The organism is Streptomyces xylophagus (assembly GCF_000716435.1).
In the GTDB taxonomy this organism is placed as follows: Bacteria; Actinomycetota; Actinomycetes; order Streptomycetales; family Streptomycetaceae; genus Streptomyces; species Streptomyces xylophagus.
The window spans coordinates 1-15,727 of record NZ_JNWO01000036.1 but is presented as its reverse complement, the minus strand read 5'-3'; the positions used below and the strand labels follow the sequence as shown (position 1 = coordinate 15,727).

The 15,727-nt window shown below is 71.9% G+C and carries 12 protein-coding genes; 3 read left to right on the top strand and 9 right to left on the bottom strand.

Translation table 11 applies throughout. The annotated features are described in order from the left end of the window. Positions 1-47 precede the first annotated feature (47 nt). Positions 48-4,454 (top strand): PAS domain-containing protein, encoded by a 4,407-nt coding sequence (locus tag OO70_RS45040; RefSeq protein ID WP_078651813.1) that lies wholly within the window; start codon positions 48-50, stop codon positions 4,452-4,454. Between the two features lie 24 nt (positions 4,455-4,478). Here OO70_RS45040 and OO70_RS45035 read toward each other — a convergent pair whose 3' ends face one another. After that, positions 4,479-5,057, bottom strand: a complete 579-nt coding sequence (locus OO70_RS45035) for a TetR family transcriptional regulator (RefSeq protein ID WP_043685652.1) — start codon at positions 5,055-5,057, stop codon at positions 4,479-4,481. Between the two features lie 132 nt (positions 5,058-5,189). Here OO70_RS45035 and OO70_RS45030 point away from each other — a divergent pair, with 132 nt between their 5' ends. Beyond that, a complete protein-coding gene (locus OO70_RS45030) occupies positions 5,190-6,392 on the top strand; it encodes an MFS transporter (protein ID WP_043685650.1) in 1,203 nt (400 codons plus the stop codon). 68 nt (positions 6,393-6,460) lie between these two features. On the opposite strand, the gene OO70_RS45025 is transcribed toward OO70_RS45030, so the two are convergent. The 8 genes from OO70_RS45025 to OO70_RS44990 form a co-directional block, all read right to left on the bottom strand. Next, positions 6,461-8,137 (bottom strand): long-chain fatty acid--CoA ligase, encoded by a 1,677-nt coding sequence (locus OO70_RS45025; protein WP_199827529.1) that lies wholly within the window; start codon positions 8,135-8,137, stop codon positions 6,461-6,463. Between the two features lie 116 nt (positions 8,138-8,253). After that, complete coding sequence (locus OO70_RS45020; RefSeq protein ID WP_043685644.1) at positions 8,254-8,859, bottom strand: SigE family RNA polymerase sigma factor; 606 nt, start codon at positions 8,857-8,859, stop codon at positions 8,254-8,256. Positions 8,860-9,006: 147 nt separating this feature from the next. Continuing rightward, positions 9,007-10,203, bottom strand: coding sequence for a lipid-transfer protein (locus tag OO70_RS45015; RefSeq protein WP_051742201.1), 1,197 nt, complete (start codon positions 10,201-10,203; stop codon positions 9,007-9,009). Then, positions 10,200-10,595, bottom strand: coding sequence for a MaoC family dehydratase (locus OO70_RS45010; protein ID WP_106971885.1), 396 nt, complete (start codon positions 10,593-10,595; stop codon positions 10,200-10,202). The genes OO70_RS45015 and OO70_RS45010 overlap by 4 nt, the downstream gene beginning before the upstream one ends. A 17-nt stretch (positions 10,596-10,612) precedes the next feature. Beyond that, positions 10,613-11,707, bottom strand: a complete 1,095-nt coding sequence (locus OO70_RS45005) for an acyl-CoA dehydrogenase family protein (RefSeq protein WP_043685637.1) — start codon at positions 11,705-11,707, stop codon at positions 10,613-10,615. A 1-nt stretch (position 11,708) separates the two neighbouring features. Continuing rightward, positions 11,709-12,695: a bifunctional MaoC family dehydratase N-terminal/OB-fold nucleic acid binding domain-containing protein gene (locus OO70_RS45000; protein WP_051742217.1), complete on the bottom strand. Its 987-nt coding sequence runs from the start codon at positions 12,693-12,695 to the stop codon at positions 11,709-11,711. A 5-nt stretch (positions 12,696-12,700) separates the two neighbouring features. Continuing rightward, positions 12,701-13,891 (bottom strand): acyl-CoA dehydrogenase family protein, encoded by a 1,191-nt coding sequence (locus OO70_RS44995; protein ID WP_043685635.1) that lies wholly within the window; start codon positions 13,889-13,891, stop codon positions 12,701-12,703. A 246-nt stretch (positions 13,892-14,137) separates the two neighbouring features. Beyond that, positions 14,138-14,449, bottom strand: a complete 312-nt coding sequence (locus OO70_RS44990; RefSeq protein WP_043685633.1) for a hypothetical protein — start codon at positions 14,447-14,449, stop codon at positions 14,138-14,140. Positions 14,450-14,818: 369 nt separating this feature from the next. Here OO70_RS44990 and OO70_RS44985 point away from each other — a divergent pair, with 369 nt between their 5' ends. Next, positions 14,819-15,709, top strand: a complete 891-nt coding sequence (locus tag OO70_RS44985) for a bifunctional DNA primase/polymerase (protein ID WP_043685630.1) — start codon at positions 14,819-14,821, stop codon at positions 15,707-15,709. Positions 15,710-15,727 lie beyond the last annotated feature (18 nt).

Here is a 15,727-nt window from a genome sequence, read left to right as displayed (position 1 = left end):
ATGGCCTCCGCGGTCGGCAAGGTGCGGTAACAGGGAGGAAGCGTCTCGTGAGCAGCAGGCCATCCCGAGGCGCTGCTCGCCTCGCAGCCATACTCGACGCGCTCCCGGACGCGTTGGTGCTGGTCAACGCCAACGGGACCGTCGTCAACGCGAACACCATCGCGCTGGAGGCCTTCGAGGCGCCCGGCACCGCGCTCGTCGGGCGCGGACTGCTCGATCTGCTGCCGGAGTTCGACTCGCGGCTCATCCCGGGTTCCATGCGGCGCCCCGACTCGATGGACCCACGCGGCCGGACCAAGCCGACCCGGATGATCGCCCGCCGCACCGACGGCTCCGAGTTCCCCGTCGAGGTCACCAGCGCCAACCTCGAAGACGGCCAGCAGGCCTACGACGGCTACGGCTACACCGCCGACGAGCTGCTGATGCTCGTCGTGCGCGACCTCTCCGGGACCGTGGACACCGAGGCCGAGCTGGCCCGTTCGCAGCGGCAGACCGAGATGATCCTGCGCGCGGCGGCCGAAGGTGTCGTAGGGACGGACACGGACGGGCGGGTCGTGCTCGTCAATCCGGCCGCCGCCCAGATCCTCGGGTACCGCGCCAGCGACCTAGGCGGCAAGGAACTGCACACCCTCGTCCTGCACTCGCGCGCCGACGGCTCCCCGTTCCCGTACGCGGAGTCGCCGCTCGCCGACACCCTGCGCTCCGGGCGCAAGCACCGGGTGCGCGGGCAGGTGCTGTTCGCCAAGAACGGGGACCGGGTCTCCGTCGACCTCACCACCGCACCCGTGCGCGACGGCGACCAGCTCGTCGGCGCCGTGATGACCTTCACCGACCGGCGGCCCTACGACTCGCTCGCCGAGGAGAAGGAAGCCGCCGACAAGCTGCACTGGGACGAGCTGGAGCGGATCGACGAGGAGCACGCCTCCGAGCTGACCGCCCTGCGCCAGAAGCACATCACCGAGACCGAGGAACTCCAGGAGCAGCACGAGGAGGAACTCGCGGCGAACGAGGAGCGGTACGCCGCACTCGGGGAGCGCGAGAAGGACCGGTACGAGGAACTCGCCGCGCGGCACGAGCAGTTGCTCACGCTGCTCGGGCGTTCGCTGCGCGGACCCCTCGACGAACTCCGCCGGGAACTGGCCGCGTTGGCCGCGGACGACGCCGGCCAGCTGTGGCCCGAGGCCAACCAGGTCCTGCACCACCTGTCGGCCGGCTACTCGCGCATCACCCAGCTCATCGACAACGTGCTCGGGTACCAGCGGCTGGAGACCGGCGCCGAGGAGATCTCGCGTACGAAGGTGATGCTGGACGCGGTCGTCGCCGCCGGTGTCGACGGGGCCGTGGACCTGATCGGGCCGGGACGCGTGCAGTTCGCCGTGCACGCGCCGCCCATCGAGGCCGAGGTCGACCCCGGGCTCCTCGCGACCGCGCTCGCGCACCTCGTCGCGGATGTCGCGGGCGTCGACGCGACCGGCAACTCGCCCGTTTCCGCGGGCGGTTACATGGACAACACGGTCGTCGTGGCGGCGGCGCAGCGCGGCGAGGTCGTACGGATCGAGGTACGCGGGCCGTACGCCGGGGGAGACCCGGTGCACGAGCCGATCGTGCGCGGGATCGTGCGGGCCCACGGCGGTGTGCTGCAGACGCACGACGTGCCGGGGATGAGCGGCAGCGCGTATGTCCTGGAGGTGCCCATCGGGGGCGGGGCGGGGGCCGTGGCGGCTCCGGCCGCGACCGGCGGCGCCGAACTCGCCGTACCCGAGCAGGCCTCCGGCAGCAGCGGGCGGCGGCGGGCCAAGCGGTCCTCCGTGGACGCGTTCCTGGAGAGCGAGGTGCCCGGCGCCGACGACTCCGCGGGCGAGGCCGCGGTGCCCACCGGGCGGCGCAGAAGGCGTGCGGGCGAGGAGTCCGCGGCGGCTCTGGAAGCGGCCGGCGACGGTGCGTCCAGCGGTACCGGGCGGCGGCGCGGACGGGCCGCCGACGCCGGTGACGGGTCCGACGAGAGCGCGGAGGGTGTGTCCGAGGGCGCGGTGATGACGGCGGCGGAGCATGCCGCCGGGACCGCGGCCACCGGTACGGGACTGGGCGGGACGGTGCCGCCGCAGGGCGTGCCCGCGCCCGGCGGCGAGCGGCAGGCGTTGCCGCCCGCGCTGCCCGCCGGTGGTGTCGCAGCGGGCGGTGCCGAGTCCGAGGTGGGCGAGGACGGACAGCCGACCGGGCGTCGTCGGCGTGCCCTGGCGGCCGCGGCCGAGCGGGCCGCCGCGCAGGAGGCGGGCGCCCGTACGGTGTTCGCCCTGCCGCCGGCCGAGGCGGACCGCACGCCGGAGACGTCGGCAGAGGTGCAGCAGCAGGTTCCTGCCGGTGACGAGGGGCGGCACGACGCCGTTCCGGTCGACCAGTCCGAGGACCACACTCCGCCGCAGCCGCACCCCGCGAGCGCACCGACCGGGCGGCGACGCCGGGCCATGGCACAGCCGCAGCCGCAGGCCGCCGAGTCGGTTCCGGCGCAGGCGGGCGCGGTGGTTCCGGCGCAGGGGCAGCCGGTTCAGCAGGGGCAGGGTGTTTCCGTAGGTGTACCGGCACAGCTGGCACCCGGGCAGATGGCACCCGGACAGATGGCTGTGGCGCAGCAGCCGGGGGCAGCACAGCCAGTCGTCGGTCAGGCGGCCGTCGGTCAAGCGGCCGTTGGCCAACCCGCCGTCGCCGGTCAGCCCGGCGGCGCCATGCAGCTCGCCCCCGCGCAGAACCTGCCCGCCCCGGCACAGGCTCCCGCGGCGCAGCCGATGCCGCTCCCGGTGGAGGCGGCACCCGCCCAGGGCATCCCGGCGCAGGCCGCCCCCGTTCAGGCGGCTCTGCCGCAGGGCGCCCCCGGGCAGCCCGTCTCACCTCAGGGAATCCCGGGCCAGCAGCCGATTTCGCCCCAGGGAATCCCCGGCCAGCAGCCGGTCTCACCTCAAGGAATGCCTGGCCAACAGCCGGTCTCCCCCCAGGGAATCCCCGGCCAGCCGATTCCGCCCCAGGGCATCCCTGGGCAACAACTGGTCTCGCCCCAGGGCATCCCCGGGCAGACCGCACCCGCTCAGGGCCAGCCGGTCTCCCCGCACGGCATCCCCGGGCAGGTCGCGCCGGCTCAGGGTCACCCCGGTGAGGCGGTTCCGCCGCAGGCACTGCCCGCCGCGCAGCCGACCCCGGCGGCGGCTCCGGCGCCCGGCGCTCCGGTAGCGGCGAACGGTGCCGAGACCGCCGTAGCGGCGCATCCGAACGCGAACCCGAATCCGAACGTCCCGGCCGCCGCGCAGGCCCGTGCCGCGCAGCCGCTGCCTGCCGAGGCCGCCGTGCCGGTCGATCCGAACTCCACTCAGGGGCGGGCGATCAGTGTGCGGACCTTGGGGCAGGGGGTGCCGTTCACGCGGCAGGCGGCTCAGGTGCAGCAGCCGGCTACCGCCACTCCTCCGCCGCATCAGCCGGGCGGCGGCGGGCGGCGGCGGAAGTTGGGGACGCGGCCCGATACCGGTACCGCCGGGGCGGCGCGGCCGCATCCCCAGGGTGAGCAGGCGCAGCCCTCCATGGCCGGGCAGTCGCGGCTCGCGCAGATGACCGAGGGTGCCGGACGGTCGTACGCCATAGGAGCACCGGACGAGAACGCGGCCGAGGGGCCGGAGCCGTTGGACGGGCCGGGCGGGGCCGTCGAGATCGCGGACACGCCCAGGCCGCAGCCGCTCGACGACGAACTGCCCCCGGAGCCGCTCGACAATCCGCGGCGGCTGCTGGTGTGGCCCGCGCCGGACGTGACGACGACGCAGGCGTTGAGCGACCGCGGGTACCGGCCCGTCATCGTGCACTCGCGCGAGGAGGTCGACGCGCAGATCGCGGCCTTCCCGGCGGCGCTGTTCGTGGACCCGTTGACCGGGCCGATCACCCGTACCGCGCTCCAGTCGTTGCGGCAGGCCGCCGTCGCGGCCGAGGTGCCGGTGCTCGTGACCGCCGGGCTCGGACAGGCCACGCGCGAGGCGGCCTACGGTGCCGATCCCGCCGTCCTGCTGAAGGCGCTCGCGCCCCGGGACAGTGAGCAGCATCCGCCGCGGGTGCTGCTGATCGAGGAGCACGCGGAGATCGCGCTGGCGCTGACCGCGACGCTGGAGCGGCGCGGGATGCAGGTGGCGCGGGCCGCGAGCGACGCGGACGCGGTGACGCTGGCGGGGCAGTTGCGGCCCAACCTCGTCGTGATGGACCTGCTCCAGGTGCACAACCGGCGGGCCGGGATCGTCGACTGGCTGCGGGCGAACGGACAGCTCAACCGCACCCCGCTCGTCGTGTACACGGCTGCGGTGGACGAGGCCGACCTGCCCCGGCTGGCCTCCGGTGAGACCGTCCTCTTCCTCGCCGAGCGGTCGACGAGTACCGAGGTCCAGTCGCGGATCGTGGACCTGCTCGCCCGGATCGGCACCAACTAGCGCTCAACTGTCCACCGGAGGCGGCTACTTGGCGACCAGTCGCCGCGCCGCCTCCTTGATCGACTCGCGGATCCGGTCGCGGTCCGTGTCGTCCATGCCCACCAGGACGCGGCGCATCTGCGGTACGACGACACCCCAGTTGGCCATCGCGACCAGCAGGAACAGCAGGTCGCGGGCCGGGATCGCGTCGCTCACGACACCCCGGTCCTGGCCGTCCTGGAGCGCGGCGACCTTGAACGCGTAGTGCTGCTGACGCTCGGCCTCGTCGGGCAGTTCGGCGGTGCCGTACTCCAGGCCCTCCCAGAAGAGGAGGCGCAGGAGTGCGGGGTGGGCCTCGTGGTAGTCCATGAGCCGGTCGATCCAGCCCTCGATGTCGTCGGGGTCGACGGGGAGGGTGACGGCGAGGTCGAGCATGGACTTGCCGAGGACCTGGGTGAACAGCTCCGCCTTGTTGCCGAAGTAGGCGTAGATCAGCTGCTTGTTGGCCTTCGCCTCGACGGCGATGCGGTCGATACGGGCGCCCGCGATGCCGTGCCGGGCGAACTCGGCGACCGCCGCCTCGAAGATCCGGGCCTTGGTGGCTTCGGGGTCTCTTACTGCCATGGGGCCAGGGTACTCGGCGAGCGAGGGTAACCAACTGTTTGGTTGACAGGGAATTCCGGTGCGCTGCATGCTGTTCCAGCTTCCAACCAACCAGTTAGTTGCTAGAGCTGGCTCGAAGGAGTCCTACCGCTCATGTCCTCCGCAACCACAGCTCAGCCGGTGCAGGTCCCGACGGGAACGCCGGCCCCCACGGCCGCCGGTCGCCTCTTCCTCGTCCTCATCGCCGTCTGCACCGCCGTGACGGCCGCCAACATCTACCTCGCGGGCCCGCTGCTCCCCCTCATCGCCCACGACTTCGGCTCGACCCCGTCCGCCGTCGCCTGGATCGCCTCGGTCGCGCAGTTCGGCTACGCCACCGGCCTCCTCTTCTTCGCCCCGCTCGGCGACCGCGTCAACCGGCGCCCCCTGGTCGCCGCCCTCTCCGTGGCCACCACGGCGGCCCTGCTCGCCGGTGCCGTGGCGTCCGGGACCGCCACCCTCGCGGTGGCCGTGTTCGTCGCCGCCGCCGCGACCGTCGTACCGCAGCTCCTTGTCCCGCTGGTCGCCGAACGCGCCCCCGCCCACCACCGCGCCCGCCATGTCGCGGCCGTCATAGCGGGCCTGTTCACCGGCATCGTGGCCGCGCGCGTCCTGGGCAGCCAGGTCGGACAGGCCTACGGCTGGCGGGTCGTCTTCGTCGGCTCGGCCGCCCTGACCCTCGTCCTCGGCCTCGCGACGGCGTACGTCCTGCCGTCGGAGAAGCGCGAGCGGACAGGGTCCCTTTTCTCGGGCATCGCCGCACTGCCCGGCCTGGTCCGCAGCTCGCCCGACCTGTGGCGCGCGTGCCTGCGACAGGCGGGGATGTTCGGCGCGTGGAGCGCCCTGTGGACGACCCTTGCCCTGCTGCTCACCGGTGGTTCCTACGGCTTCTCGACCGCGACCGCCGGGCTGTTCGGTCTCTTCGGGCTGGCGGCCAGCGCGGTGGCTCCGCTCGCGGGCGGGTTCGTCGACCGGTTCGGCGCGGGCAAGGTCGTACGGTCCGCGTATGCGCTCGCCGCGGTGTCCGTGCCGCTGTTCTGGCTGGGCGGGCATGTGCTGTGGGCGCTGTTCGTCGCCGCGATCGCCGTCCACGCGGCCCTGGTCGCCTCCCACGTCGCCAACCAGACCCTCGCCCTCACCACCACCTCCACCCCGGCGACCGCCAACACCGCCTACGTCGTCGCCGGCTTCACGGGCGGCGCCCTCGCCTCGGCCCTCGCGGGGCCTGCGTTCAGCCACTGGGGCTGGGGCGGGGTGTGCGTGGTGGCGGGGGTGTGGCTGATGATCGGGTGGGGGACAACTGCTGTGCGGCGGTGAGGTCTTGAGGTCTCTTCCGGTCCGGCCGCGTCATCGCCCTACGACGACGACGCGGCCGGACCCACCGGTCAGAGCTTGGTGACGTCCAGGTCACCGGCGGCGTACCGCCTGCGCAGCACCTTCTTGTCGAACTTGCCGACGCTCGTCTTCGGGACCGACTCGATGATCGTCCAGCGTTCCGGGAGCTGCCACTTGGCGATCTTGCCCGCGTCGGCGAGGAAGGCGCGCAGGGACGCGAAGTCGGCGGTGGAACCCTCCCGCAGGACCACGGTCGCCAGCGGACGCTCACCCCACTTCTCGTCCGGTACGGCGACCACGGCGGCCTCGGTGACGTCCGGGTGGGACATCAGGGCGTTCTCCAGGTCGACGGAGGAGATCCACTCGCCGCCGGACTTGATGACGTCCTTGGCCCGGTCGGTGAGGGTGAGGAAACCGTCGGAGGAGATCGTGCCGACGTCACCCGTCTTGAGCCAGCCGTCCTCGCTGAACTTGTCGGCGGGGCGCAGGGGTTCGGCGTCCTGGCCGTTGTAGTACGCGCCGGCGATCCACGGGCCGCGCACCTCCAGCTCGCCCGCCGACTCGCCGTCCCAGGGCAGTCGCTCGCCGCCGGGGCCGGTGAGCCGGGCCTCGACGCTCGTCGGGAAACGGCCCTGGGTCAGCCGGTACTCGAACTCCCGCTCCGTACCGACCGCTTCGGCCGGCGGGCGCGAGACCGTGCCCAGCGGGGAGGTCTCCGTCATTCCCCAGGCGTGACAGACCCGCATGCCCAGCTCGTCGAAGGCCGCCATGAGGGCGGGCGGACAGGCCGAACCACCGATGGTGACCTGGGTGAGCGAGGAGACATCGCGGGGCTTGGCGGTCAGCTCGGCGAGCAGGCCCTGCCAGATGGTGGGGACGGCCGCCGCGTGCGTCGGGCGCTGGCTCTCGATCATCTCGGCGAGCGGCGCGGGCTGCAGGAAGCGGTCCGGCATCAGCATGTTCACGCCGGTCATGAAGGTGGCGTGGGGCAAACCCCAGGCATTTACATGAAATTGGGGCACCACAACCAGTGAGGTGTCCCGGTCCGTGAGACCCATCGACTGGGTCATGTTGACCTGCATGGAGTGCAGGTAGATCGAACGGTGGCTGAACACCACGCCCTTGGGGTCGCCCGTGGTCCCGGAGGTGTAGCACATCGCGGCGGCCTGACGTTCGTCCAGCTCGGGCCAGTCGTACGTGGTCGGCTTGCCGGCGATGAGATCCTCGTACTCGTGCACGCGCGCGTGGGCGCCGTCGAGGGGGGTGCGGTCGCCGGGCCCGGAGACGACGATGTGCTCGACCGTGGGCAGCTTGGACAGCAGCGGGGCGAGCAGCGGGATCAGCGAACCGTTGACGATGACCACCCGGTCCGCCGCGTGGTTGACGATCCACGCCAACTGGTCCGCCGGAAGGCGGAGGTTGAGCGTGTGCAGCACCGCGCCCATGGCGGGGATCGCGAAGTAGGCCTCGACATGAACGGCGTTGTTCCACATAAAAGTGGCGGTTCGCTCACCGTCCACCACGCCCAGGTCCTCGCGCAGGGCGTGCGCCAACTGGGCCGCCCGGGCACCGATCTCCGCGAAGGAACGGCGCTCCGGCTCCCCCTCACCGGTCCAGCTGATCACCTGCGATGTTCCGTGGACCGTCGACCCGTGGGTCAGGATCCTCGAGATCAGCAGCGGTACGTCCTGCATGGTGCTCAGCACGGCGTCCTCCCGGGGCGACATTGCCTGCGCGGTAGTTGGGGTTGCGCTGATTCTGCGCACATACCGCACGGTATGTCACTAGGGCCGGGTGATCGATCACGACATCTTGCTGATCTCTTGTCCGCCTCTATCGGCCTCTATCGGGCGAGAACCAGCTCGGGGTCCTCCCGCAGCTTGCCCAGCGCCCGCGACACCGCCGACTTCACCGTGCCCACGGACACTCCGAGCACCTCGGCCGTCTGGACCTCGCTGAGATCCTCGTAGTACCTCAGGACTACCATCGCCCGCTGCCGGTCCGGCAGCTTCGCGATCGCCCGCCACATCGCGTCGTGCAGCGCCTGCTGCTCGGCCGGGTCCTCCGCGCCACCGCTCGGCTCCGGCTCGGGCAGCTCCTCGCACGCGAACTCGTCGACCTTGCGCTTGCGCCACTGCGAGGTCCGCGTGTTGAGCAGCGCCCGGCGCACATAGCCGTCCAGCGCGCGGTGGTCCTCGATCCGCTCCCAGGCGACATACGTCTTGGTCAGCGCGGTCTGCAGCAGGTCCTCCGCGTCGCACGGGTTCGCGGTCAGCGACCGCGCGGTGCGCAGCAGCACCGGCTGCCTGGCCCTCACGTACGAGGAGAACGACGGGTACGCGAGGGTCTGCGTACCCCGTGCTGCGGGCCGAGTGGCGGCCCGTACGTCGGGCCGCGCGGTGGCCCGTGCGGTGGCGTTCGACGCGCTGGTGCAGACTGCTGTGGTCATGGCTCCACGCTATGAGCGACCAGGGCTTCCGCGGATCGCCCGCAGGTCCCGAAGCCGACTCCGCCTCAGGTTGTAGGGGTGGGGCCGGCTCCACCTCCTGAAGGTGGACGAGGGGACGAGACGTACTGCGGGTTTACCCCTGGGGGCTCAGCCCTGAGTGCCAGGGCCGGAGCCGTGAGCGCTGGCGCCGGTGAGCACCAGCCCCGACGTCGGCACCCCCGTCCCCGCGGTCACCAGCACCCTCCCGGCCCCCGGTATCTGGTTCACGGCCGTGCCGCGTAGCTGTCGGACGCCTTCCGCGATGCCGTTCATGCCGTGCAGGTACGCCTCCCCGAGCTGACCCCCGTGGGTGTTGATCGGCAGCCGCTCCTCGGCCACGAAGTCCGCGGCCTCCCCTCTCCCGCAGAAGCCGAACTCCTCCAGCTGCATCAGCACGAACGGCGTGAAGTGGTCGTACAGGATCCCCACGTCCATGTCCTCCGGGCCCAGCCCCGCCGTCCGCCACAGCTGGCGTGCGACCACGCCCATCTCGGGGAGGCCGGTCAGGTCGTCGCGGTAGAAGCTGGTCATCTGCTCCTGCGCGCGGCCGGCGCCCTGGGCCGCGGCCGCGATGACCGCGGGCGGGCGGGGCAGGTCGCGGGCGCGTTCCACGGACGTGACGACGATCGCCTGGGCGCCGTCCGTCTCCTGGCAGCAGTCGAGCAGTCTGAGCGGCTCCACGATCCAGCGCGAGGCCGCGTGCTCGGCGAGGGTGATCGGTCTGCCGTGGAAGTACGCCGCCGGGTTCGTCGCCGCGTACTTGCGGTCCACGACCGCGACCGGCCCGAACGCCTCCGGTGTCAGGCCGTACGTGTGCAGATACCGTTGCGCCGCCATCGCGACCCACGACGCCGGTGTGAGCAGCCCGAACGGCAGCGACCAGCCGAGCGCCGCGCCCTCCGCCGACGGCTCCCGGTGTGTCACGCCCGAGCCGAATCTGCGCCCCGACCGCTCGTTGAAGGCGCGGTAGCAGACCACCACCTCGGCGACTCCCGCCGCCACGGCCAGCGCCGCCTGCTGCACGGTCGCGCAGGCCGCGCCGCCGCCGTAGTGGACCCGGGAGAAGAAGGACAGCTCGCCGATCCCGCAGGCCTGGGCGACGGTGATCTCCGGGTTGGTGTCCATCGTGAACGTGACCATCCCGTCCACGTCCGCCGGTGTCAGCCCCGCGTCGGCCAACGCGGCCCGCACCGCCTCCACGGCCAGCCGCAGCTCACTGCGCCCCGAGTCCTTGGAGAACTCCGTGGCCCCGATACCGACGATCGCGGCGCGTCCACCGAGGGTGTCGCGGGTGCGGGTGCTCATGCGCCGGCCTCCCTCGGCAGGGTGACCGTGACCGTGCCGGTGACGTGTCTGCCGATGCCGTTCGCCCCGAGCACGCGGACCGTCGCGGTGTCGCCGTCCGTCTCCTCGATCCGGCCCGTCAACACCATCGTGTCTCCCGGGTAGTTGGGGGCGCCGAGTCGTATGGCCACCTTACGGAGGGTCGCTCCCGGGCCGAAGTGGTCGGTGATGTAGCGGCCGACCAGGCCGTTCGTCGTCAGGATGTTCATGAAGATGTCGGGGGAGCCCTTCCGCCGTGCCAACTCGGCGTCGTGGTGCACGTCCTGGTAGTCGCGGGAGGCGATGGCTCCGGCGACGATCAGGGTGCGGGTGATCTCGATCTCGAGCAGGGGCAACTCCTCACCTGCCCTCATGGCCGCGCCTCCTGCCTTCATGGCCGCACCTCCTCACTGACGATCAACTCCCCCAGTTCCTGCAGCACTTCGGCTCCACAGCCCAGATACGCGTCCAACTGGCGCCCCCACAGGAAGTGCCGGTGCACCGGATGGTCCAGGTCGGCCCCCGCACCACCGTGCAGATGCTGGCCGGTGTGCACGACACGCACACCCGCCTCGGACGCCCACCAGGCGGCGGTCAACGCGTGCGTGGCATACGGGAGTTCTACGTCCCGCCGCCAGGCCGCCTCGTACGTCGTCACCCGTATCGCCTCGATGTCCATGTGGGCGTCGGCAGCCCGGAGTTGGACCGCCTGCCGGGTCGCCAGCGGGCGCCCGAACTGCTCCCGGGTGTTGGTGTGCGCCACGGCCCGCGCGAGCGAACCGGCGCAGACCCCGGCCTGGAGACCGGCGAAGGCGGTACGGGCGGTGGCCAGGACGTCGGCGTAGGGGGAGGGAGTTGGGGGCGAGTCCTCGGAGCGAGGGTGGGACCCGAGCCGTTCCGCCGCCGCGCCGTCGAGTGTCAGTCGCCCCGCCGACCAAGGTGCCGTCAGCTCGACCGCCTCGACGCGCGTGGCATCCGTGACCGGCGTCAGCCACAACTCGCGCTGATCGTCGGCGACAAGGACATGCGTGGCGTCACGCAGCCAGGGGACGACAGGGACCGTCCCGCTCAACTCACCCTGTGCGTAGGCCCCTTCACCCTCACCCCGTACACCTCTCGCCCGCACACCCCCCTGCGCCGGAAACGCCCCGCACACCACCACCGACCCGTCCCCGATCCCCGGCAACAACCGCTCCCGCTGCTCCGGCGAACCGTGCGCCGCCACCGCCAGCAGCCCGTACACGCAGGTCGACGCGAAGGGCACCTGGGCCGTGGTCCGCCCCTGTTCCTCCAGGAGGAGTACGAGACCGAGCAGCCCCAACTCCTCGACGGCGCCGACCAGTCCGGCCGCGCACAGGGCCTTCCACAGCTCAGGGTCGCTGCCCGTCCCGGCCGCCGTGAGCCGCTCGGGTGTCGCGAGGTCGCCGAAGATCCGGGCGGCCAGGTCACGGGCCGCCGCCTGTTCCTCCGTGGGCGTGAAGTCCATGTCAGCCCGCCCCGCCCTCTCGGCCTTCCTGGACCCGGAAGACGGGGAGCACCAACGGAACAGCGTCCTCATCATCGTCGTACCGCTGGAATTCGAGCCGTACCGGCAGCCCGATGCGGACCTTGTCGTACGGCACGCCCACCACGTTGCTCACGATCCGCACGCCCTCGGCGAGTTCGATCAGGCCGACGGCGTACGGCGGGGCGAAGGCGGGGAAGGGCGGGTGGTGCATCACGACGTACGAGTAGACGGACCCCTCGCCGCTCGCCTCGATCGTGTCCCAGTCGGGGCCGCCGCAGGTGTTGCAGCCCGGCAGCCAGGGGTGGCGCAACGTCCCGCAGTCCGCGCAGCGTTGGATGAGGAGGCGATGCTGCGCCACGCCCTCCCAGAAGCCGGCGTTGTCGCGGTTGACGACGGGGCGGGGGCGGCGGGCGCGAGCCTGTTTCTCTTCCTGCTGCCTCTTCTGCTTCTGTCGCGCGGGGGCGTACTTGAGGATGCGGAAGCGGTGGGTGCCGACGAGGTCCTGGCCCACCCGTACGTCCATGCGTGTCGTGACGAAGTACCCGGTGCCGAGTTTCGTCGTCTTGCGGTCGGACACCGACTCGATCACCGCGTCGAAGGTGACCTCGTCCCCCGGCCGCAGGGGCCGTAGATACTCCTGCTCGCAGTCGGTGGCGACCACCGAGGTGCAGCCCGCCTCGTCGAGGAGGTCGAACAGCTCGTCGTAGGCCTGCGTGCGTCCCGTGTGTCCGGAGAGGCCGCCCATGGTCCAGGCCTGGAGCATGGTGGGCGGGGCGATGGCGTTCGGGCCCGTGTACGCCGGGTTCGTGTCGCCCAGTGCCTCGCACCAGTGCCGGATCATCGGCTCGTTGACGGGGTCCTTGCCCGTGCCCGCGACGGCTGCCGCGCGCCCTTCGAACTCCTTGAGCCGCGCGCCCAGTTCGTCTACGACCGCCGGGCTCGCCGCCTGTGCCTGCCGGCCGCCCATCGCCGTCACCGCCGCCCCCTCGTCATCCCGAGCCGCATCGTCGCGACGATCTCCCGCTGCACCTCGCTCACCCCGCCCCCGAAGGTGTTGATCTGCGCCGCCCTGTTGAGCCGTTCCAGCTCGCCGTCCCCGAAGGCGCCCGGCGAGCCCGAACGCACCAGTCCCGCCAGGCCTGTCGGCCCGTCCGGTCCGCCCGTCCCGGCGACGTGCTGACATATCTGGTACACCGCCACCGTCGATTCGGTTCCCGCGACTTTCACGCCGCTCGCGTCGCCAGGTGCCAGCCGGCCCGCGCCGACGTCGCCCACCAGACGCCAGTTGAGGAGGCGCGTCGCCGCCAGCCGGGCATGCGCCTCGGCCAACTGCGCCCGCACCCACGGCTCGTCGGCCCGGCGCCGTCCCGTCACGGGGTCGGGTGTGCGGGCGGTGTTCAGCACGGCCGTGTAGAAGTCCTCTGCCTGCATTCCGGTCGCGGCGAGCGCGACCCGCTCGTGGTTGAGCTGGTTGGTGATGAGGGACCAGCCGTCGTTCTCCGCGCCGACGAGGTTGCCGGCCGGGACCCGGACCCCGTCGTAATACGTGGCCGTCGTCCGCTGTCCGCCCACCGTCTCGATCGGGGTCCACGAGAAGCCGGGCGCGTCGGTCGGGACGAGGACGATGGAGATGCCGCGGTGCTTGGGGGCCTCGGGGTCGGTGCGGCAGGCGAGCCAGATCCAGTCGGCGTTGTGGGCGTTGGAGGTGAAGATCTTCTGCCCGTCGATCAGCCAGCCCTGCCCGTCACGCACTGCCCGCGTCCGCAGCGACGCGAGATCCGTGCCGGCCGACGGTTCGCTGTAGCCGATGGCGAAGACGAGTTCGCCGCGCAGGATGCCCGGCAGGAGGGCGGCCTTCTGTTCCTCGCTGCCGTACTTCATGAGGGTCGGTCCGACGGTGTTCAGGGTGACCATGGAGACGGGCGCGCCCGCGCGGTAGGCCTCGTCGAAGAACACGAACTGCTCGTCCGCGCCCCGACCTTGCCCCCCGTACTCGACGGGCCACCCGAGCCCGAGCCAGCCGTCGCGGCCGATACGGCGCAGGAGAGCCCGCTGGCCCTCGGGGTCGTCCGCGCCGGGTGGTCCGTCCGGCATCAACGTGGCGAAGTACGTGCGGAGTTCGGCGCGGAGCTGCTGCTGGCGGAGGGTGGGGGCGAGGTGCACGGCGGCGGACCTCCGGGGCGACATCGCAGGGGCGAGGGTTTCTGACTGTCCGTCAGATGCGGTGCACTGTCAAGGTCGGTTCCGAAGAAGGAAGATCACCGACAGGGACGGGTGATCGCACACGGAAAAACGCCTGCGCGGCGGCACCGAAGCACCACCGCGCAGACGCGTTACGACCCCACAGAGCACACCTGACACACCCTCAGCCGGCCCCGCGCATCCCCGCGCGGGAGTCGGCGGGCGCGGCTACCAGAAGTGGGCGAAGTTGACGGCGACGTTCTCGTTTCCCTGGTTGATGGCGGTGAACGCGGAACCGTTGACCTGGGCGGTGTTGCTCTGGTTCGAGGCCCCGGAGCCGACCGCCTGCTGCTGGGTGGTGGACGAGTTGCCCTTGTTGTCGTGCCCGACCCCGCTGCCACTGACGGTCGCCACACCCGCGTTCGATCCGTTGCCCGCGATGGCGCCGTTGTCCGCCGCCGCGACGCCGGTGAAGAGGGCGGCTGCCAGCGGGAGGGCGGAGACGGCGGCGATGACGCGGGCGGTACGGATGCTTGCCATGTTGTTCCTCCAGAACAGGGTGCGTGCCGGCTTCGTAGCCGAACGCACATGAACTACGGCTTCAAGTACTGCTTCCACCAAGGCAGTTGGCCGACCGCCTCGGTGTGGTGCACGACGTCGCGAGACCAGAGTTGCCCACCGAATCCCCGGCGAACCAGGCCGGAAGCGGTTATTCCCCCTGAAGCGTGATGACAAGTCGATAAACCCCTTTGGTCACCTCGAAGCCGCAGTTCAGGGCAGTACGGACAGCTCACCCCAGGCGCCCCAAGAGGCGAAGCGTTCCGCCACCTTTCCGGCCAATCCCCCCACCCCGGCGAGTCGCCGTCGCACCCCCTTCCCTTTTTCGAACACTCGTACGAACATGGAGGCATGGCCACCACCGACCGGCAGGCCACGACGCTGGCCCTCGCACACGCCCTGTCAGCCGCCGAACGCGGACTGGCCGTGATCCCCCTGTCCCGGACCAAACTCCCCGCCCTGCGCTCCCCGCACCGCGACGACACCGATCTGGTGGGCGCGGCGGGTGCCGTGGGCCCGCCCTGCCACGGCGAGTGCGGACTCCTCGGCCACGGGGTGTACGACGCCTCCACCGACCCGGCACGCATCCGCGAACTGTTCGCCGCCGCGCCCTGGGCCACCGGCTACGGCATCGCCTGCGGACTGCCGCCGCACCATCTGATCGGCATCGACCTCGACACCAAGTCCGGCACGGACTCCTCGTCCGCGCTGCGCGAACTCGCCCTCCGCCACCTGTTCACGATCCCCGAGACCGTGGTCGTCCTGACCCCCAGCGGCGGCCGCCACCTCTGGCTCAGCGGCCCACCCGACGTGGTCGTCCCCAACTCCGCGGGCCGCCTCGCCCCCGGCATCGACATCCGCGGCGCCGGCGGCTACCTGGTCGGCCCCGGCTCCCGCACCGAACACGGCTTCTACGGCGCCGCCCCGGCCACCGCCCACCTGGCACCGGCCCCGTGCCCGCCCTCCCTCCTACGCCTCCTGCTCCCCCCACCCCGCACCAACCACCCCACCCCCACCTCGACCGGCCAACACGGCCAGGGCCTCGTCCAGTTCGTCCTCGCCGCCCACGAGGGCCAACGCAACACCCGCCTCTTCTGGGCAGCCTGCCGCGCCTACGAGAACGACATCGGCCCTGCCCTTGTCGAACCCCTCGTCGAGGCGGCCCTGGGCACGGGGCTCTCCGAGAGAGAGGCGCGGGCGACCATCGCTTCGGCGGCTCGGATGACGGGGCGGCGGGGGTGAGGTGGGGTGGGGTGGGGT